The 19000-nt window shown below is 70.9% G+C and carries 17 protein-coding genes; 7 read left to right on the forward strand and 10 right to left on the reverse strand.

What is annotated here, in order from left to right:
* Positions 1–68: 68 nt before the first annotated feature.
* The gene (locus tag AC5RVZ_RS00660; protein WP_494063859.1) at positions 69–722 is read right to left on the reverse strand and encodes a metal-dependent transcriptional regulator; all 654 of its coding nucleotides are present in this window, start codon (positions 720–722) and stop codon (positions 69–71) included.
* A gap of 22 nt (positions 723–744) precedes the next feature.
* On the reverse strand, positions 745–2034 hold the full coding sequence (locus AC5RVZ_RS00665) for an Nramp family divalent metal transporter (protein ID WP_494064698.1): 1290 nt from the start codon (positions 2032–2034) through the stop codon (positions 745–747).
* 225 nt (positions 2035–2259) lie between these two features.
* On the opposite strand from AC5RVZ_RS00665, the gene AC5RVZ_RS00670 reads away from it, so the two are divergent.
* Positions 2260–2901 carry a TrmH family RNA methyltransferase gene (locus AC5RVZ_RS00670; protein ID WP_494063860.1) on the forward strand — a complete coding sequence of 214 codons (642 nt, stop codon included), beginning with the start codon at positions 2260–2262 and terminating at the stop codon, positions 2899–2901.
* Positions 2902–2919: 18 nt separating this feature from the next.
* On the opposite strand, the gene AC5RVZ_RS00675 is transcribed toward AC5RVZ_RS00670, so the two are convergent.
* Positions 2920–4245 (reverse strand): MATE family efflux transporter, encoded by a 1326-nt coding sequence (locus AC5RVZ_RS00675; RefSeq protein WP_494063861.1) that lies wholly within the window; start codon positions 4243–4245, stop codon positions 2920–2922.
* A 56-nt stretch (positions 4246–4301) separates the two neighbouring features.
* On the opposite strand from AC5RVZ_RS00675, the gene AC5RVZ_RS00680 reads away from it, so the two are divergent.
* From AC5RVZ_RS00680 to AC5RVZ_RS00690, 3 genes are all read left to right on the forward strand, one after another.
* Positions 4302–6284 carry a M13 family metallopeptidase gene (locus AC5RVZ_RS00680; RefSeq protein WP_494063862.1) on the forward strand — a complete coding sequence of 661 codons (1983 nt, stop codon included), beginning with the start codon at positions 4302–4304 and terminating at the stop codon, positions 6282–6284.
* Between the two features lie 118 nt (positions 6285–6402).
* The gene (locus AC5RVZ_RS00685; RefSeq protein WP_494064699.1) at positions 6403–7287 is read left to right on the forward strand and encodes a serine hydrolase; all 885 of its coding nucleotides are present in this window, start codon (positions 6403–6405) and stop codon (positions 7285–7287) included.
* A gap of 17 nt (positions 7288–7304) precedes the next feature.
* The gene (locus tag AC5RVZ_RS00690; RefSeq protein WP_494063863.1) at positions 7305–8471 is read left to right on the forward strand and encodes a thiolase family protein; all 1167 of its coding nucleotides are present in this window, start codon (positions 7305–7307) and stop codon (positions 8469–8471) included.
* 11 nt (positions 8472–8482) lie between these two features.
* On the opposite strand, the gene purU is transcribed toward AC5RVZ_RS00690, so the two are convergent.
* A complete protein-coding gene (gene purU, locus AC5RVZ_RS00695; RefSeq protein ID WP_494063864.1) occupies positions 8483–9358 on the reverse strand; it encodes a formyltetrahydrofolate deformylase in 876 nt (291 codons plus the stop codon).
* Between the two features lie 47 nt (positions 9359–9405).
* Entirely contained in the window at positions 9406–9792 is a 387-nt protein-coding gene (locus tag AC5RVZ_RS00700; protein WP_494063865.1) for a MerR family transcriptional regulator, read from the reverse strand.
* Positions 9793–9855: 63 nt separating this feature from the next.
* On the opposite strand from AC5RVZ_RS00700, the gene AC5RVZ_RS00705 reads away from it, so the two are divergent.
* Positions 9856–11067, forward strand: coding sequence for an MFS transporter (locus AC5RVZ_RS00705; RefSeq protein ID WP_494063866.1), 1212 nt, complete (start codon positions 9856–9858; stop codon positions 11065–11067).
* A 52-nt stretch (positions 11068–11119) separates the two neighbouring features.
* Here the strand turns inward: AC5RVZ_RS00705 and AC5RVZ_RS00710 are convergent, their stop codons facing one another.
* The gene (locus tag AC5RVZ_RS00710) at positions 11120–11845 is read right to left on the reverse strand and encodes a helix-turn-helix transcriptional regulator (RefSeq protein ID WP_494063867.1); all 726 of its coding nucleotides are present in this window, start codon (positions 11843–11845) and stop codon (positions 11120–11122) included.
* Positions 11846–11935: 90 nt separating this feature from the next.
* On the opposite strand from AC5RVZ_RS00710, the gene AC5RVZ_RS00715 reads away from it, so the two are divergent.
* On the forward strand, positions 11936–12823 hold the full coding sequence (locus AC5RVZ_RS00715) for an NAD(P)H-binding protein (RefSeq protein ID WP_494063868.1): 888 nt from the start codon (positions 11936–11938) through the stop codon (positions 12821–12823).
* Here the strand turns inward: AC5RVZ_RS00715 and AC5RVZ_RS00720 are convergent.
* The gene (locus AC5RVZ_RS00720; RefSeq protein WP_494063869.1) at positions 12820–14418 is read right to left on the reverse strand and encodes a peptide MFS transporter; all 1599 of its coding nucleotides are present in this window, start codon (positions 14416–14418) and stop codon (positions 12820–12822) included. The genes AC5RVZ_RS00715 and AC5RVZ_RS00720 overlap by 4 nt on opposite strands.
* 95 nt (positions 14419–14513) lie before the next feature.
* Positions 14514–15914: an MFS transporter gene (locus tag AC5RVZ_RS00725; protein ID WP_494064700.1), complete on the reverse strand. Its 1401-nt coding sequence runs from the start codon at positions 15912–15914 to the stop codon at positions 14514–14516.
* Between the two features lie 116 nt (positions 15915–16030).
* Between AC5RVZ_RS00725 and AC5RVZ_RS00730 the strand changes: the two genes are divergently transcribed.
* A complete protein-coding gene (locus AC5RVZ_RS00730) occupies positions 16031–16744 on the forward strand; it encodes a GNAT family N-acetyltransferase (protein WP_494063870.1) in 714 nt (237 codons plus the stop codon).
* A gap of 54 nt (positions 16745–16798) precedes the next feature.
* Here AC5RVZ_RS00730 and AC5RVZ_RS00735 read toward each other — a convergent pair whose 3' ends face one another.
* Together AC5RVZ_RS00735 and AC5RVZ_RS00740 are read right to left on the reverse strand one after the other, a co-directional pair.
* A complete protein-coding gene (locus tag AC5RVZ_RS00735; protein WP_494063871.1) occupies positions 16799–17719 on the reverse strand; it encodes a helix-turn-helix domain-containing protein in 921 nt (306 codons plus the stop codon).
* Between the two features lie 36 nt (positions 17720–17755).
* On the reverse strand, positions 17756–18964 hold the full coding sequence (locus tag AC5RVZ_RS00740; protein ID WP_494063872.1) for an MFS transporter: 1209 nt from the start codon (positions 18962–18964) through the stop codon (positions 17756–17758).
* Positions 18965–19000: the final 36 nt, after the last annotated feature.

The following is a 19000-nucleotide window of genomic DNA, read 5'->3' on the forward strand; positions in this document are numbered from 1 at the left end:
GCCAGGATGCGGCCTCCAGCCTGAGTTGTGAACACTCGGACGTTCCAAGCGGCCGCCCGCGGATGTGATCAGGCGGAAAGCCAGACGGCGTCGGCGGCGGCCGCCGGCAGCGACACGTCCGTTCCGCCGGCTGCGGCGCCGATGGTCAGCCGCGGTGCGGCGGCATCCGCGACCGTCACGGTCGTCCCCACCAGCACCCCAGCCGCCTCGACAGCGCGCAGCACCTCGGGATCGCGGTCGCTCACCCGGAGCACGCGTCCGACGTGCCCGGCGGGCGCCAGCGCGAGCAGGACGAAGGGCTCGCGGTGCACCGTGCCGTCGGCATCCGGGATCGCATCGCCGTGCGGGTCGAAGCGGGGGCGGCCCAGCCGCTCGTCGATGCCCTCGAGGAGCCGGTCGCTGATGACGTGCTCGAGCACCTCGGCTTCGTCGTGCACCTCATCCCACGCGTAGCCGAACTCGCTGACGAGCCAGGTCTCGATGAGACGGTGTCGTCGGATGATGGATGCCGCGCGGCGCGCACCCTCCTCCGACAGTGAGATGGGCCCGTACGGGCGATGCGTCACGAGTCCCTGAGCCGCCAGCTTGCGGACCATCTCGGTCACGCTCGAGGGGGCCAGGCCCAGCTCTGCCGCCAGCTGCGACGGAGTGATCCGGTCGTCCTGCCACTCGGTGTGGTGGTAGATCGTCTTGAGATAGTCGTCGACGGCGGGGGATGCCACGTGTTCAGGCTACCGGCGCCGCTCAGGCCCCCGTGAGCACGAGCCAGAGCAGCACCGCGTTGAGCGCGATGAGGAAGACCGAGGCGAGGGCTCCCGCGACCGTCGTCCACACGCGGTTGCGGTACCCGCCGAGCACGTCCGGCTTCGCCGTCAGCACGACGAGCGGGACGAGCGCGAACGGGATGCCGAAGGACAGGACGACCTGGCTGAGCACGAGGGCCAGAGTCGGGTCGAAGCCCAGTGCGAGGATCGCCAGCGCCGGGACGAGCGTGATCAGCCGTCGCGCCAGCAGCGGGATGCGCACGTGCAGCAGCCCGTGCATGATCTCGGCGCCAGCGTACGCGCCGACCGACGTCGAGGCGAGGCCGCTCGCGAGCAGTCCCACGGCGAACAGCGTCGCCACGAGCGGCCCGAGCCCCACGTCCAGGGCGGCGTACGCGCCCTCGAGCGAGTCGGTGCCCGGCACGCCGGCCAGGTTCGCCGCCGCCAGGAGCAGGATGCACAGGTTCACCGTGCCGGCGATGAGCATCGCGATCGTGACATCCCACCTCGTGGCACGCAGCAGCCGCCGGGTCGAGATGCCGCGCAGCTCCTCGAGCGGGACGTCGACCCGGGGGCCCGCTGAGGCGTCCGGCTCCGAGCGGGAGCCCCGCAGGCGCCCGACCGCGGCCGCCGGCGCGAACCGGTCCCGCGCGAGGGCGCTGTGCGCGTAGATCGCGTGCGGCATGATCGTTGCGCCCAGGATCGAGGCGGCCAGCAGCACCGAGTCGGTTCCCTCGAACCGTGGAACGAGTCCGGTGGCGACCGCGGAGGGCTCGGGCGGCGCGAGGAAGACCCCGAACGAGAACCCGACCGCGATGATGACCAGCAGGCCGATCACGACGAACTCGAACGGCTTCGGTCCCCGTCGCGACTGGATCAGCAGCAGCGCGATCGACACCGCGCCGGTGATGACGCCGCCCCACAGCAGCGGGACGCCGAACAGCAGGTACAGCGCAACCGCCCCGCCGATCACCTCCGCGATGTCGGTGGCCATCGCGACGAGCTCGGCCTGCAGCCAGTACGCCCGCCGTCCCCATCGGCTGCGGATCCGGATGCCGAGCGTCTCGGGAAGGCTCCGGCCGGTGACGATGCCGAGCTTGGCCGACAGGTACTGGATCAGCCACGCCATGACGTTGCCGATCACCACCACCCACACCAGGAGGTAGCCGTACCGGGCGCCGGCGGTCATGTTGCTCGCGACATTGCCGGGGTCGAGGTAGGCCACCCCGGCGACGAGCGCGGGACCGATCAGCCAGGCTAGACGCGGCAGCGACCGCGGAGTCCGCGGACGGTCGGTCCGCGGCGTCCGGTCGACGTCGGCGACGACGGAATCTTTCGGCACCCCGAAAGATTACCGCAGTTTCGGCGCACCGAAAGATCATTCACGTCGGTGTTGCGCCGGCGTCGTCCCTCGCCTGGCGATCATGTCCGATAGGCGCGTGAACGCGCCTCTGGCGCGTCCGCCGTGCGGGGGACACGGGGATAGCCTGAGCCGGTGACCACTGCTGACGCGCCCGGAACGGGTGAGCCGACGCTCCCCGTCGGCGTCGGTCCGTGGCCGGGTGGTCCCGACGCATGGCCGGATGATCCGCGTTACGACCCGGACCTGCTGGCGCGCGGCGACAGCCGCAACGTCGTGGACGCGTACCGGTACTGGCGGATGGAGGCGATCGTCGCCGATCTCGATACGCGCCGCCACGGCTTCCATGTCGCGATCGAGAACTGGCAGCACGACATGAACATCGGCTCGATCGTGCGCAGCGCCAACGCGTTCCTCGCGGCCGAGGTGCACATCATCGGCCGAAGGCGCTGGAACCGCCGCGGCGCGATGGTCACCGACCGCTACCAGCACGTGCGCCATCACGAGGACGTCGCGGCTTTCGCGGCATGGGCGGATGCCGCATCCCTGCCGGTGATCGCGATCGACAACGTGCCGGGATCGGTGCCGCTTCCCGACGCCGACCTGCCGGAGGCGTGCGTGCTGCTGTTCGGTCAGGAGGGACCCGGGCTCTCACCCGAGGCGCTGGCGGCGGCATCCGCGGTGGTGGAGATCACCCAGTACGGCTCCACGCGCTCGATCAACGCCAGTGCGGCCGGCGCCGTCGTCATGTACGAGTGGTGCCGCCGCTGGGCGTGACACGGGTCCGGACGGCGCTCAGACGCCGACCGTCATCCACGCGGCGCCGCGCACCCGCCAGCCGAGCGTCACCAGGCGCGCGAGCATGTAGACGCCGAAGAACGCCGCCGCGAGCCACGCCAGACCGGCCGCCCCGGCCGGATGCAGCATCCCGACGAGGGCGAGGACGGGCAGGAACGGCACGAGGTTGAGGACGCCGACGATCGCGAGGTACTTCGCGTCGCCGGCGCCGATCAGCACGCCGTCGAGCACGAAGACGACTCCGCACACCGGCTGCGCGACGGCGAGCACGACAAGAGCGGGCTGCACGAGCGCCGCGACGGCGGCGTCACCGGTGAACACCAGGCCGATCACACCGGAGAAGGCCCCGATGAGCGCCCCGACGACCACGCCGAACCACGCGCCCCATGCGACCGTCCGGCCGAGCACACGGCGCACCAGGGGGGTGTCGCCCGCGCCGAGCCCCTTGCCGATGAGCGCCTGCGCGGCGATGGCGAGGGCGTCGAGGGCGAAGGCCGCCGTCGAGAAGATGGTGAAGGCGACCTGCCAGCCCGCCAGTTCGCCGGTGCCGAGGCCTGTCGCGACGGCCACCGTCGCCAGCAGCGCCACGCGCAGCGACACGGTGCGCAGGAAGAGCCATCCGCCCGATCGGGCCGATCCGCTGACGCCGTCCCGCTGCGGGCGGACGGATGCCTCGTGCCGGCGCGCGAGCCGGCCGACCACGACGACGTAGGCGGCGACCATGCCCCACTGCGCGACGACCGTGCCGACCGCCGACCCCGCGATTCCCCAGCCGAAGCCGTAGATGAACAGCCAGTTGAGCAAGGCGTTGGCACCGAAGCCCACACCGGCGATCCACAGCGGCGTCACCGTGTCCTGCATGCCGCGCAGCAGCCCGGTCGCGGCGAACACGACCAGCATCGCCGGCAGGCCCCACATCGAGATGCCGAGGTAGGTCTCCGCCTGCCCGGCCACGGCGGGCGCCGCGCCGAACAGCGACACCAGGAACGGGGTGGCGAGGTACCCGACGAGGGCCAGCACCGCGCCCATGCCGAGCGCGAGCCACATGCCGTCGATCCCCACCGAGACGGCGCGCGAGGGGTCGCCCGCGCCGAACCGCCGGGCGACTGCCGGCGTCGTCGAGTACGCGAGGAACACCATGAGGCCGACGATCGTCTGCAGGACCGCGGAGGCGATCCCCAGTCCCGCGAGCGGCGTCACACCGAGGTGACCCACCAGTGCCGAGTCGACGATGAGGAACATCGGCTCGGCGATCAACGCGCCGAGCGCCGGGACGGCCAATCGCAGGATGTCGCGGTTCAGCGTGTCGCGCGTGCTCGTCACGCTCCGAGCCTAGGCCGCACGACCGCTGCCCTCGGGCGGGCCACTACCCTGGACCCATGACCGACGCCGCCCGCTCCGGTCTCGCGCTCGAGGAGCTGAGCGCCGAGATCCGCCCTCAGGACGACCTCTTCCGCCACGTCAACGGCGCATGGCTGGAGCGGACCGAGATCCCCGACGACAAGGCCCGCTGGGGTTCGTTCCACCTCATCGCCGAGCAGGCCGAGAAGGACGTCCACGCGATCGTCGAGGAGTCGCAGCGCGCCGAGCCGGGCACGGAGGCGCGCAAGATCGGCGACCTCTACACGAGCTTCATGGACGTCGAGCGCATCGAGGAGCTCGGCGCCGCTCCGCTGGCCGACGTGCTCGCACGGATCGACGCGATCGGCAGCATCCCGGAGTTCCTGGGCGTCGTCGGGCAGTTCGAGCGCGACGGCGTCGCGGCGCTCATCCACCTGTACATCGAGCCGGACCCGGGCAACCCGCAGCGATACGTGCCGTTCTTCATCCAGGGCGGACTGTCGCTTCCCGACGAGAGCTACTACCGTCTGGACAGCTTCGAGCCGACCCGCACCGCCTTCCGCGCGCATCTGCAGCGGATGCTGGAGCTGGCGCACGTCGAGGATGCCGCGGCCGCCGCCGACCGCGTCTTCGCCCTCGAGACAGAGCTCGCCACCCACCACTGGGACAACGTCGCCAGCCGCGACGCCGTCAAGACCTACAACCTCAAGACGTGGGACGAGGTGCAGGAGCTCGTCGGCGCCGACCTGACGCCGTGGCTCGAGGGCGCCGCGCCCGGCCGCGGCGAGGCATTCGGCGAGGTCAACGTGTACCAGCCGAGCTATCTCGAGGGCCTCGGCGCGCTGCTCGTCGAGGACCGGCTCGAGGACTGGAAGGCGTGGCTGCGGTTCACCGTCGTGCACTCGGCGGCGCCGTTCCTCTCCGACGACTTCGTCGCCGAGAACTTCGCGTTCTACGGCACCCAGCTCACGGGCGTTCCCGTGAACCGCGAGCGCTGGAAGCGCGGCGTGAGCCTGGCCGAGGCGGCGATGGGAGAGGCGATCGGCCGCGTGTACGTCGAGCGGCACTTCCCGCCGGCGGCCAAGGGGGCGATGGACGAGCTGGTGGGGAACCTCATCGAGGCGTACCGGCAGTCGATCGCGGAGCTCGAGTGGATGAGCCCCGAGACCCGCGAGCGGGCCCTGGCCAAACTGGATGCCTTCACGCCCAAGATCGGCTACCCGGTCAAGTGGAAGGACTACTCCACGCTCGAGATCGATGCGACCGATCTCGTCGGCAACGTGCGGCGTGCGCACGTGTGGGAGCACGACCGGCAGCTCGACAAGGTCGGCCAGCCGATCGACCGCGACGAGTGGTACATGACGCCGCAGACGGTCAACGCGTACTACAACCCGCTGATGAACGAGATCGTGTTCCCCGCCGCGATCCTGCAGTATCCGTTCTTCGACGCCGGCCGCGACGCCGCCGCCAACTACGGCGGCATCGGGGCTGTCATCGGCCACGAGATCGGGCACGGGTTCGACGACCAGGGGAGCCGCTTCGACGGGGACGGGTCGCTGCGCGACTGGTGGACCGACGAGGACCGTGCGGCGTTCGAGGAGCGCACCCGAAACCTCATCGCGCAGTTCGACGCGCTGACGCCGACCGGGCTGTCGGAGGAGTACAAGGTCAACGGCTCGCTCACGATCGGCGAGAACATCGGCGACCTCGGCGGTCTCGGCATCGCCATCAAGGCCTACCGGCTCCACGTCGCCAAGTCCGCGGACGGCGGGGACCCCGACGGTCCCGAGATCGACGGCTTCACCGGCATCCAGCGCCTGCTGCTGAGCTGGGCGCAGATCTGGCAGCAGAAGGGGCGGGATGCCGAGACCATCCGGCTGCTGACGATCGACCCGCACGCGCCGAACGAATTCCGCTGCAACCAGATCGTGCGCAACATCGACGCGTTCTACGATGCCTTCGGGGTCACCAAGGCCGACAGGCTGTGGCTCGACCCCGAGCAGCGCGTCACCATCTGGTGAGCCGGCCGGAGGCCGCTCGCATCCAACTGAACACGCAAGGACCCGACGGAACACCTGCCACCTGAACGCACAGGAAGGAAGCCCCGTGGGCACTGAGCCCAGAAGGGATGCCGAATCGCTGCGGGGGTCGCGGCGCGGCACCAGTCGCCGACCGCCCAGAAGGGCGGCGGTCGGACGCCGCTCATTCACGTCGACGCTGAAGGCGCTCGATGACCTCGCCGCGTCCGGAGCGAAGGTCTCCGTGCGCATCAACGATCTCGACCGGGGGACCTCCGTCCTCACGGGCGACGACTTCGTCACCCTGCCGATCGCCGGGCTCGGTGTCGTGCCGCTGCTCATCGAGGTCGCGGCCGGCTTCGAATCCGGGCGGCTGGACCCGCTCGAGATCGTCGACCGGTCCGGCGTCGAGACGGTGACCGTCGGCGGCGTCTGGCAGCACCTGAAGGCGCCGGCGCTGCCGCTGTCGGACCTCGCCGTGCTCACGGCATCCACGGGTGACGCGCTGGCGACGAACGCGCTGCTGTCCCGGGTCGGTCTGGAGGCGGTGCGCACCCGCATCGAGCAGCTCGGCCTCACGCGCTCCGCGCTGCTGGACCGGTTCCGTGACGAACGGGGCCCCGACGACGCCCCGCACTTCGCGCTCGGCTCGGCACGCGAGCTGGCCGAGATCTTCGCCGCGCTGGTGAACTCGCAGGTCGTCTCCCCGGGAGTGAGCGCCCAGGTCGCGGAGTGGCTGAGCCTCAACCACGACCTGTCGCTGGTGGCATCCGCGACGGGACTGGACCCCTTCGCGCACGAGAACGATGACTACGGACTCCTCTTCGTGAACAAGACCGGCCGGGATGCCGGCATCCGGGTCGAGGCGGGTGTCCTCGCGGGCCCGCGCGCCGGTGTGGCGTACGCGCTGATCGTGTGCTTCGACGACCTGTCGATCTACCACCGGCTGCGGGCGCACGAGGCCTTCCGTACGCTCGGAGTCGAGCTCATGGAGTACGTGTTCTGAGCCTGGGAAGGAGCGACGTGGCTCCCGCATACGTGTACGACGCCGTACGCACGCCGTTCGGCAGAGCCGGCGGCGCGCTGTCGGGCGTCCGGCCCGACGACCTCGCCGCGGTCGCGGTCCGCGCTGTCGTCGAGCGGACCGGCATCGATCCGGCGCAGCTCGACGACGTCATCCTCGGCGATGCGAACCAGGCGGGCGAGGACAACCGCAACGTGGCGCGGATGGCCGCACTGCTGGCGGGCTTTCCCACGTCCGTGCCCGGTATCACCGTGAACCGGCTGTGCGGATCCAGTCTCGAAGCCGTGATCCAGGCATCGCGCGCGATCGAGGCAGGAGACGCCGATGTCGTCCTCGCCGGAGGCGTCGAATCGATGAGTCGCGCCCCGTTCGTCGTCGAGAAGTCCCACAGGCCGTGGCCCACGGGGAACCAGACGCTGTGGAACACCGCGATCGGCTGGCGCATGGTGAACCCGGCGCTGCCGACGGCGTGGACCATCTCGAACGGCGAGTCGGCCGAGAAGCTCGCCCGGATCCACGGCATCTCCCGCGCGGCCCAGGACGGGTTCGCGCTGGAGAGCCACCGTCGCGCCGCGCGGGCTTGGGCCGACGGCGTCTTCGACGACGAGATCGTGCAGGTGCCGGGCGCGCCGCTTGCCCGCGATGAGGGCATCCGCGACGACACGTCGCTGGAGAGGCTCGGGTCGCTGGCCGCGCTCTTCGCCGAGGACGGCACGGTGACCGCGGGCAACGCGTCGCCCCTCAGCGACGGCGCCTCGGCCGTCCTGATCGGCCGCGACGGCGCGGTGGATGCCGAGCCGCTCGCCCGGATCGCCGGCCGCGGCGCGTCCGGCAACGATCCGGATGTCTTCGGTGTGGCCCCCGTCGAGGCAGCCGATCGCGCGCTCGCGCGGGCGGGGCGCACGTGGGCCGACGTCGATCTGGTCGAGCTGAACGAGGCGTTCGCTTCGCAGAGCCTGGCGTGCCTGGCGCTGTGGCCGGAGCTCGATCCCGCGAAGCTCAACGTTCACGGCGGCGCGATCGCGATCGGTCACCCTCTGGGCGCATCGGGCGGGCGCATCATCGGCCGCGCGGCGCACGAGCTCGCGCGCCGCGGAGGCGGCGTCGCCGTCGCGGCGATCTGCATCGGCGTGGGTCAGGGCCTCGCGGTCGTGCTCGAGCGCTGACCGCGCGCTGGTCAGAACACGATGGTGTGATTGCCGTGACGGATCACGCGGTCCTGGGCGTGCCACAGGACGGCGCGCGAGAGCACCTGGCGTTCGACGTCGGCGCCGCGGCGTGCCAGTTCGGCGGCGGAGTCGGCGTGCGTGACGCGCACCGTGTCCTGCTCGATGATCGGTCCCTCGTCGAGGTCCCCGGTGACGTAGTGCGACGTCGCGCCGATGAGCTTGACGCCGCGCTCCTTGGCCTTCTTGTACGGCTCGGCTCCGATGAAGGCCGGCAGGAAGGAGTGATGGATGTTGATCACCGGCACGGCGAGCCGCTCGAGGAAGCCCGGCGACAGGATCTGCATGTAGCGAGCGAGCACGACGAAGTCGACGTTGCCCCGCAGCAGCTCGAGGATCTTCGCCTCGGACTCCGACTTGTCGGGACCCGCGACCGACGGCACGTGGAAGAACGGCACGCCGAACGAGCGGACGTCCTCGGCCGACGTGGTGTGGTTCGAGATCACCATGGGGATCGTCACCGGAAGCTCGCCTCGGCGGTGCCGCCACAGCAGGTCCAGCAGGCAGTGGTCCTGGCGCGACGCCAGGATCGCCATGCGCTTGGGCGCAGACTGGTCGGTCAGCGACCATTCGAGATCGAAGCCCGCGAGGGTCTGAGCGATCTCCGCCTCGATGTGCGGCCGGTCGGCTGCGAACCGGGGACGGTGGAACACCACGCGCTGGAAGTACGCGCCGCCGGTCGGGTCGTCGGAGTACTGGTCGAAGGCGACGATGTTGCCGCCGATGCGCGTGATCATCGCCGAGACCGCCGCGACGATTCCCGGGCGGTCGCTGCCGTGGACGATGAGGCAGGCGTGATCGGGGTTGAGCAGCGGGGAGACGGCCATTGTTCGATTCTGCCCTGCTTCGACGGCGGACCCGAAAGCGAATGCCGTCACCCCGCCCGCAGTGCGCCGATGAGATCGCCGTGACGCGTCAGCTGGAGATAGCGGGAGACGGCGTCGCGGCTCTTCGTCAGGCACGCGATGCGCTCCTCGAGCGCCGCGAGCTCGGAAGCGAGCTCTTCGGCGAGGGCGAGGGAGCACTCCGGCGGCGCGGCCAGCTCGCACTGGCGTTCGATGTCGAGCACGACCTTGGCCATCCGCGTGGAGAGCCCCGCCTGGATGAGTCCGCGCACACGGCGTGCGCGCTCCACGTCGGCTTCGTCGTACGCGCGGTAGCCGTTCGCGCAGCGGTGCGACGACAGCAGCTCCTGCTGCTCGTAGTACCGCAGCATGCGGGTGGGGATGCCGGTGCGCTCCGACAGCTCGCCGATCTTCATGTCTTCTCGTCGTTCGTGACAGAGCTTGACCTTGACATTGGTGTCAAAGTTTAGTCTCGCACCATGACGACGACAACGCCTGTGGGCGCGGCACCCGCAGCCGCCCTCCGCTTCCCGCTGCGTGCCCTGCTCATCCTCAGTCTCGGCGTGCTGATCACCGTGACCGCCGAGTCGCTGCCGGCGGGGCTTCTGCCCGAGATGTCGGCGGACCTCGGCGCGTCGCCGATGCAGATCGGGCTGCTGATCTCGGTGTGGGCTCTGACCGTCATCGTGACGAGCCTGCCGCTCGCGCGGGCGACGGCGCGCGTGGATCGACGGCTCGTGGTCGGCTTCTCGCTCGCGGTCTTCGCGCTGGCGAACCTCGCCACAGCACTCGCACCCGGCTATGCGTTCGCGCTGGCCATGCGCGTCGTCGCCGCCACGGCGCACGGGGTGTTCTGGGCCGTCGTGATCGTCTACGCCACGTCGCTGCTGTCGCCCTCGCATCTGGGCCGCGGGCTCGCGATCGTCACAGCCGGAGGCACTGCCGCGACCGTCGCAGGACTGCCCGCCGCCACGCTCCTCGCCCAGGGGGTGGGGTGGCGCGCGGCCTTCATCGTGCTCGGGGCGATCGCGCTGATCCTCGGGGTCATCGTGGTGCGCGCCATGCCGCGGTTCCAGCCCGCGCCGGCCGAGGCATCCGACCGCGGCGCCGGTCTTCTGCGCGATCCCTCGCTCCCGGCGCTCGCGGCGTTCGGGATGGCGGCCGTGCTCATCGCCGTCTCGCAGTTCGCGTCGTTCACGTACATCCGCCCGTACCTCGAGGTCTCCGCGGGCGTGGAGGCGGACTGGGCGGCGGGGCTCCTGTTCGCCTACGGGATGGCGGGGATGGTCGGGGTGGTGGCGGCGGGCTTCCTCGCCGACCGGTTCCCGCGCGGCGCGCTCGTGACGATCCTCGTCGGCTTCGTCGTCGCCTTCGCCGTGCTCACCGGGTTCGCCGCATCGCTGCCGGCGGTGATCGGCGCGCTCGTGGTGTGGGGCTTCGCGATCGGCGCGCTGTTCCCGCTGCTGCAGACGACGCTGATGCGGATCGCCACCGATCGCACGAGGACCCTCGCCAGCGCCGGCATCGTGGTGCTGTTCAATGTCGGCATCGCCGTCGGGCCCTGGCTCGGAGGTGTCACCGGCGGTGACCTCCGCCCCACCCTCACGACCGCCGTCTCCGCCGGCGCGATGCTGGTCGCCGCCGTGGTGGGCGTCGTGGCCGTCATGCTCGCCGGGCGCCGCCTGCGCTGACCCGCGCGACCCGCGGCCGGGAGACCGCGGCTCGAGGGTGCCTCAGCGCCGGTCATGCTCGGCGGCGCCGCTCTTCTTCGCGCGCGCGGCCGAAGTCGGTGAGGAGCCAGTGCTCGATCGAGACGTCCGGGAAGGGGCGCGCGCGGAACGAGCTGGGTGTCGGTTCGAGGTCGCCGAGCCGGTCCAGGCGGAACAGGCGCCAATCGTCGCGGTCGACGTCGAAGCCGATGAGGTACCACTTCCCACCGCGGAGAATGTGGCGGTAGGGCTCGATCAGCCGGTCCGAGACGCGACCGCGCTGATCGCGGTACCGGAAGCGGACCCGCACGCCGGCGGCGATGGCGTCGGCGAGCACGCCGATCGCAGCGACGTCGACAGGGACCTTCGCCCGTTCCAGCACCTGCGTCGACAGCGCCGTGGCCCGAGCGCGGCGACTCAGCCGCGGCGGGAGCACCTGCTCGAGCTTCATGGCGGCCGTCGCCACCGCCGGGTCGCCAGGCACCCAGGCGCCCAGCACCGCGATAGCGGCGACCATGGCGGTGACCTCCTCCTCGGTGAAGAGCAGCGGCGGCACCTTCAGTCCCGGACGCAGTTCGTACGCGGCCCCCGGGCCAGGGCGTGAGCGGACGTCGTAGCCGAGTTCCCGGAGTCGCTGGGCGTCGCGCCGCACCGTGCGCTCGCTCACCTCGAGCCGGCGCGCAAGGACGTCGACCGCCCAGGAGCCGCCGCCCTGCAGCAGCGACAGGAGCTGGAGCCTGCGCTCGGTCGGTCCCGCCATGCGACCATCCTGCCGGGAGAAACGGCCAGGAATCGGCCGCATCCCCTCGTAGCGTCGCATCCGGGACCTCGTCAGGAAAGGAATCACGTCATGCGAATCGCCGTCACGACTCCCAACGGCCACGTCGGTCAGCACCTCGTGCCCATCCTGGTGCGGGCCGGCATCCGCCCACTGCTGCTCACCCGCACGCCGTCGCGCGTGCCCCGAGACCTGCACCACTACGTCGACATCGTGCGGGCCGACTCCTGGAATGCCGAGGAGGTCGTCGCCGCGACCTCCGGGGCTGACGCGCTGTACTGGGTCACGCCGTCACCCTCGAGCGCCGACCCGCTGGCGGACTACGCCCGCGGAGCGGATGCGCTCGTTTCCGCGGTCCGGCGCAACGGCATCCGCAGGGTGGTGTTCCAGAGCAGCGTCGGGGCGGAGAAGCGTCACGGCGCCGGCGAGATCGATGGCCTGGCGGCGACCGAGGTCGCCCTGGATGCGCTCGGCGTCGACGTGGTCCACCTGCGCTGCGGCTACTTCTTCACCAACCTGCTGTTCCAGCTGGAGGCGCTCCGGGTCGGCACGATCGAGGTGGTGCTGCCGCCCGATGCGCGGATGAGCTGGGTCGCTCCCCGTGACATCGCAGAAGTGGGCGCGACCTGGCTGCTCAACCCCGGCTGGTCGGGGCGGCGCGTCCAGGCCGTCCACGGCGCCGCGGACCTCAGCTGGAACGAGGTGGCCGGCATCCTGAGCGCTGAGCTCGGGCGCGAGATCCGGGTGGTGCGCATCCCGGACGAGGCGATGCGGGACCGGTACCTCGCTGCGGGGATCCCCCCTCGCGCCGCCGATGCGCTCCTGGGGATGTCGACGGGGCTGCGCGACGGCTTCGCGCCCGAGCAGCCTCGTACCGCCGCGACCACGACGGCCACCTCTCTGACGTCGTGGGTGCGTGAGGAACTGGCGCCGGCGCTGATGTCGGCGAGCGCGGTCTAGCGCACGCCGCGCATCAGGGCGAGCACCGGCTTGACCGACAGCACGAGCGCGACGCCGAGCACGATCGAGATCGCCCCGAGGATCGTGAAGTAGGGCACCTCGTCCTCGGGGTTGTAGAACTGCGCCAGCCACCCCGCGATCACCGTGCCGAGCGCGACGGACAGGAAGTACAGCGCGACCATCTGCGTGTGGAAGCGCTGGGGCGCGAGCTTCGTGGACGCCGACAGCCCGACCGGCGAGATGAACAGCTCAGCGAGCGTGAAGACCAGCAGGATCATCACGACCGCCAGGAGCGGCGTGGAGTTGGCCGGACCGTTCGCCCACGGCAGGAACAGCAGGAACGCCGCGCCCATGATGATCGCGCCGAGCGCGAACTTCGTCGGCGTGGACGGCTGGCGGGTGTCGAGCTTCGTCCAGACGGCGGCGAAGACGCCGGAGAGCACGATGACGAAGATGGGGTTGATGGAGTTGACCCATGACACCGGCATCTCCCACCCGAACAGGTCGCGGTCCAGCCGCTGATCGGAGTAGATCGTCAGCACCGTGAACTGCTGCTGATACAGCGACCAGAAGCCGACGTTGACGATGAAGAGGGGAATGAAGCTGAAGACCCGGGAGCGCTCGACGGCGCTGATCGCGCGCGAGGAGAGGATGACCGCGAAGTACGCGATCGCTGCGGCCAGCGTCACGAGGATGACGATGCCGTCGAGATTCTCCGCTCGGATGACGCCGACCAGCACAAGCACCGCGATGAGGGCGACGCCGGCCGCGGCGATGCCGATGACGGGGCCGCGCCGGCTGCGTGGCAGCGGGTTCGGCACGGCCCGCGCCGACTCGGGCAGCTGCTTGCGGCCGAAGGAGTACTGCAGGAGGCCCAGGGCCATGCCGACGGCCGCGGCGCCGAAGCCCCAGTGGAAGCCGACGGTCGACTGGAGAGCGCCGGTGACGATCGGCCCGAAGAACGCGCCGAGGTTGATGCCCAGGTAGAACAGCGAGAACCCGGCATCCCGTCGCGGGTCCTTCTCGCTGTACAGGGTGCCGACCACGGCCGTCGCGTTCGCTTTGAGCCCGCCCGAGCCGACGGCGACGAGGACCAGGCCGATGGCCAGGCCAGAGGCGTTGGGCAGGATCGCCAACGCGATGTGGCCCGCCATGATGACGATCGCGCTGTAGAACAGCACCCGCTCGGAGCCGAGCAGCCGGTCGGCGATCCACGCCCCCAGGATCGTGGAGAGGTAGACCGTGCCGCCATACGCGCCGACGATGCCGGTGGCGACCCCCTCGCCGATCCCGAGTCCGCCCTCGGTGGCGGTGTAGTACATGTAGATCAGCAGGATGCCCTGCATGCCGTAGAAGCTGAACCGCTCCCACATCTCCACGCCGAACACGTGCGCGAGAGCCCAGGGCTGACCGAAGAACCGGGTGTCGTGGTCCTCGGTGCCCGGAGGCGCGGTCGTCGCGGCGGCGTCGGTGCCGCTCTCCTCCGCTGCCCGTCGCCCGCGGCGGGTTCCTGCGGCAGGATCGGCCGCAGCGGTCGCCCCGGTCGGCGGACCGACCGGCACCTGCTCGGGCTCGGAGTCTCGCCTGTCGTCCATGGCGCCAGGGTAGCCACGCCGACTCGCCGCGGCGAGGGGGCTTGCGCCGTGGCCCTTCACTGCGGCAGGACATCCCCATCACGCAGCGGCGAACGTCACTCCCGCAACGACGGATGCTGCTCACGTGTCGAGTGGTGACGCGGGATGAACAGCGCGACCAGGAGAGCCACCACTGCCGCACCGCCGCCCAGGACGAACGACACCTGGAATGCGACGGGTTCGGGGACGGCGACGCCGTCCACATCGATCGCGAAGGTGGCCAGCACGGCGCCGATGACGGCCGCGGCGGTGCTCGTGCCGAGCGAGCGGAACAGGGCGTTCAGCCCGTTGGATGCGCCGGTCTCGGACTGCGGCACGGAACGCATGATCAGCATCGGCATGGCGGCGTATCCGAATCCGATCCCGACACCTATGCCGATGTTCGCCACGACGATCTGCCACACCTCGTCCTGGAACAGCAGCGTGAAGGCGTAGGTGACGATGAGCGCGATAGCCCCCGCGATCAGGAGGAGCTTCGGACCCACGGCGTGTGCGAGCCTTCCGGAGAAGGGCGACAGCACCATCATCACCAGGCCTGCAGGCATCACGACGAGACTCGCCGCCAGCAGCGACAGGCCGAAACCGCCGGTCGCGACGGGGAGTTCGAGCATCTGCGGGTAGATCACGTTCGACGCGAACAACGAGAAGCCGACGGCGATCGATGCGATGTTCGTGAGCAGCACGGGGCGGCGTGCCGCGACACGCAGGTCGAGGAGCGGCTCGTCGATCCGCAGCTCGTACCAGCCCCACGCCAGCAGCACGGCGACACCGCCGAGGCCGAGCGTCAGCACCGCAGGGGAGGACCAGCCCCACTCGTTGCCGCGCGAGACGGCGAGAAGGATGCCCAGCAGACCGACCGCGAGCCCGACCGTCCCGACGTAGTCGAACCGGCCGCCGGTCCGCAGGGCGCTGACCGGCACGATCCACAGCACGAGCCCGATCACCACGACACCGAGACCGGCCGACATCCAGAAGAGGGCATGCCAGTCGCTGTGCTCCGTGATGAGCGCGCTGATCGGGAGGCCGAGCGCCCCGCCGACGCCGAGCGTGGCGCTGATCAGCGCGATGGCGGCATCCACCCGGTCCTCGTGCAGCACGTCCCGGAGGATCGAGATGCCCAGCGGCACGACCCCGGTGACCGTGCCCTGCAGGGCCCGGCCGACGATGACTCCGACGATCCCGGGGGACAGCGCCGCGATGACCGATCCCAGAACGAGCAGCCCGAGAAGCACCAGCACGATCCGGCGCTTGCCGTACATGTCGCCCAGTCGCCCGGAGATGGGGGTCATCACGGCGGCCGCGACGAGCGTCGACGTCACGACCCACGCCGTATCCTCACGGCTGGCATCGAGCAGCTCCGGCAACTCCGACTGGATCGGGACGACCAGGGTGAACATGAAGGACGAGGCGAGCCCCGCGATCGCCAGGACCGCGACGATGGCGCCCTGCCGAGGCATCCGGGTGAGGCTCCGTCTGTCGTCCTCGCCTCGGCTGCCCATCCGTCCAGGCTAACTGCGCCCTCGCACCCCGGCTCTGCGGCGGCACCGCCGTGCGCACGAGGTAGCGTGGGCGGATGGCCGAGACCGCGCCGCGCCCGGGAATCGAGATCCGTCCGCTGGAGAGCGTGGAGGAGGTGTTCCGAGCCTCCGACGTGCTGGCCGAGGTGTGGGGTGGAGACCGCGCCGGGATGCCTCCGAACCTGCTGCGGGCACTGGCCCATTCCGGCAACTACGCGGTGGGCCTCTACGACGGCGACCGGATGGTCGGAGCATCCGTCGCCTTCTTCGCCGCGCCCGCGACCCGGTCGATGCACAGCCACATCACCGGCATCCTTCCCGGTCTCCAGGCGCACGGCCTCGGCCGGCTGCTCAAGCAGCACCAGCGCGAGTGGGCGCTTGAGCGCGAGGTCGGCCACATCACCTGGACCTTCGACCCGCTCGTCGCGCGGAATGCGCATTTCAACCTGCGGGTCCTTGGCACCCGCGTCACCGACTACCTCGTCAACCACTACGGCCCGATGGACGACGGCGTCAATCGCGGCGACGAGACCGACCGCATCATGGTGCGCTGGGCGCTCGCCGCGCCGCCCGTGCCCACCCCCTCGCACGATCGGGTGGTGGCCTCGGTGCCGATCCCTCACGACATCGAGGCGATGCGGCGCCAGTCGCCGGCGGATGCCGCGGCGTGGCGCCTGCGCGTGCGCGAGGCCGTGCTCGGCCACCTCGCGGAGGGCCTGGTGATCGGCGGCTTCGACGACGAGCGCGGATACCTGATGGTGCGCCCGTGACCACGCCGCAGCGGGCGTGAACGACGGCTCACCCGGCCGAGCGCCGGGACTCGGCTACGCGACGACAGCCGGACGCCGACTGTGCCGCCACGCCGACGGCGTCATCCCGGTCTGCCGGCGGAACGCGCGGCTGAAGCCCTCGTCGGACGAGTAGCCGAGCTCGCGCGCGACCGTGGACACGGGCAGTCCGCGCTCGAGCATCCCTTTGGCGGTGTCGATCCGCACCTCGGTGACGTAGCTCGCGGGGGAGCGGCCCAGCGCCGCCCGGAACCGCTCGGCGAACACCGAGCGCGACATGGCGCCGACGTTCGCGAGGAGCTCGACCGTCCAGTCGCGCCCAGGCTGGTCGTGGATCGCCTCGATGACGCGCGTCAGGAACGGATCGCGTCGCGACGCGGGCCAGCCTTCGGGGGCGCAGCCGTTCTCCGCCCACGCCCGGATGAGCGAGAGGAGCACCGTGGTGTTCATCAGGCGGCAGATGACGGGATCACCCGAGCGCGTCGCGCATCGGTCAGGGTCGACGAGCCCCATGTTGGCGGCCAGGGCGGCGGCTGCCGGCTCCAGGCCCGCGAAGTCGGTGACCGCGAGCACGTCGTCGGGCAGGAGGGCGCGCAGCCCCGCGGCCGCGTCCGCGAGCTGCAGATCGACCACCACGACGGCCGACGCGCTCTGCGCCTGCAGTGCGAGAGGCTTTCCTCCCAGCGCGAGCAGGGCGTCGCCGGTCCGGAGCAGCGAGTGGTCCCCCGGTGCGGCGACCTCGATGCGGCGCGACGCGCGGTCGACGTCCAGGCGGCAGCCCGCACTGAGCGGAGGGCGCCCGCGAAGCGCGCCCTCCGCGATGTAGACCAGGGTCACCGCGCCTGACCGAAGGGGCAGCAGTGATCCTGCTTCCAGCGCGACGCGTCGAGCCACTCCGACACGGAGGTCGACGGAGGCGAGCACGTGCGCCAAGGCATCCTGGTCGACAGTCACCATGAGGTCGGCAACATGCCCCGGTCGAGGGCTATTCCGTCAGGTGCGGATGCGGTTGGAAGCGCCGAACAGCACCGCGCCGACCACGAGCATCGCCGCGCCGATCATGTAGACCAGCTCGACCCCGACGTTGTCGACGAGGAACCCGCCGACGGCGGCGGCGAGAGTGATCGCGGCCTGGAAGCCGACGACCACCAGGCTGCCGCCCGGCTCGAGCCGGTCAGGCATCCGGTGTCCCACCCATGTGTTGATGACGATGAGCCACGAGGCGAAGAAGAAGCCCCAGACGAACGACACCACTGAGATGGCGACGACCGATCCCGACAGCAGCAGCATCGCCATCACCGCCACGGCGATCACGACCGGGGCGAGCACCGCGAAGAACGCGAACGAGCGGTCCACCACCATGCCGATCACGATGTTGCCGATGAGGCCTCCGACGCCGAACAGGGCGAGCAGCAGCACGATGGTGCCTGCGTCGACGGTGGCCGCGTCGGGTCCGACCTGCATGCGCTCGAGTGCCAGGCGGATGTAGGTGTAGGCCAGGAAGTGCCCGAGCACGACCAGGATGTGCCCGATCAGGCCGAGCGTGATGCCGGGGCGCCGGGCGGTGTCGCGAAGGATGGCGAAGCTGGACGCCTGCGCGGGCGGCACGGACGGCAGCAGCAGGCGGAGGGCCAGTGCGAGAAGACCCGTGACGACGCCGGCGAGCGCGAACACGACTCGCCAGTCGAGCAGCTCGCTGAGCATGACACCGACCGGAACGCCCGCGACGGTGGCCAGCGACGCACCCGCCGACGCGAACATGACGGCCCGTCCGAGCCGCTCGGGCCCGGCGATCCGCGCGGCGACGGTGATCGACATCGACCAGAACGCGCTGATGGCGGCGCCCAGGAAGAACCGCGCCAGCAGGACGATCAGGAGGTTCGGCGCGACGGCGACGGCGAGGTTCGACAGCGCGGCCGCCAGCGCCATCCACGCCAGCAGGGAGCGGCGGTCCAGGCGCGGGAAGACCAGTCCCACGGTGGGTGCGACGAGGAGGCCGACGAGAGCGGTGACCGTGACGGTCTGGCCCGCCTGCCCCGCCGTCACCCCCAGTCCGGCTGCCATCTCGGTGAGCACGCCGTTGGGGAGGAACTCTGCGGTGACGAGCAGGAAGCTCATCAGCATCATGGCGATCAGTCCGCCGTAGCGCATCTTCTCAGCGGCGGCGGACAGGGCGACGGGGATCGAAGCGGTCGTGGGCATAGCGCCACGATGTCAAGCGGCCGGCCGCACCGCCCG

The organism is Arthrobacter sp. Cza30 (genome assembly GCF_059090765.1).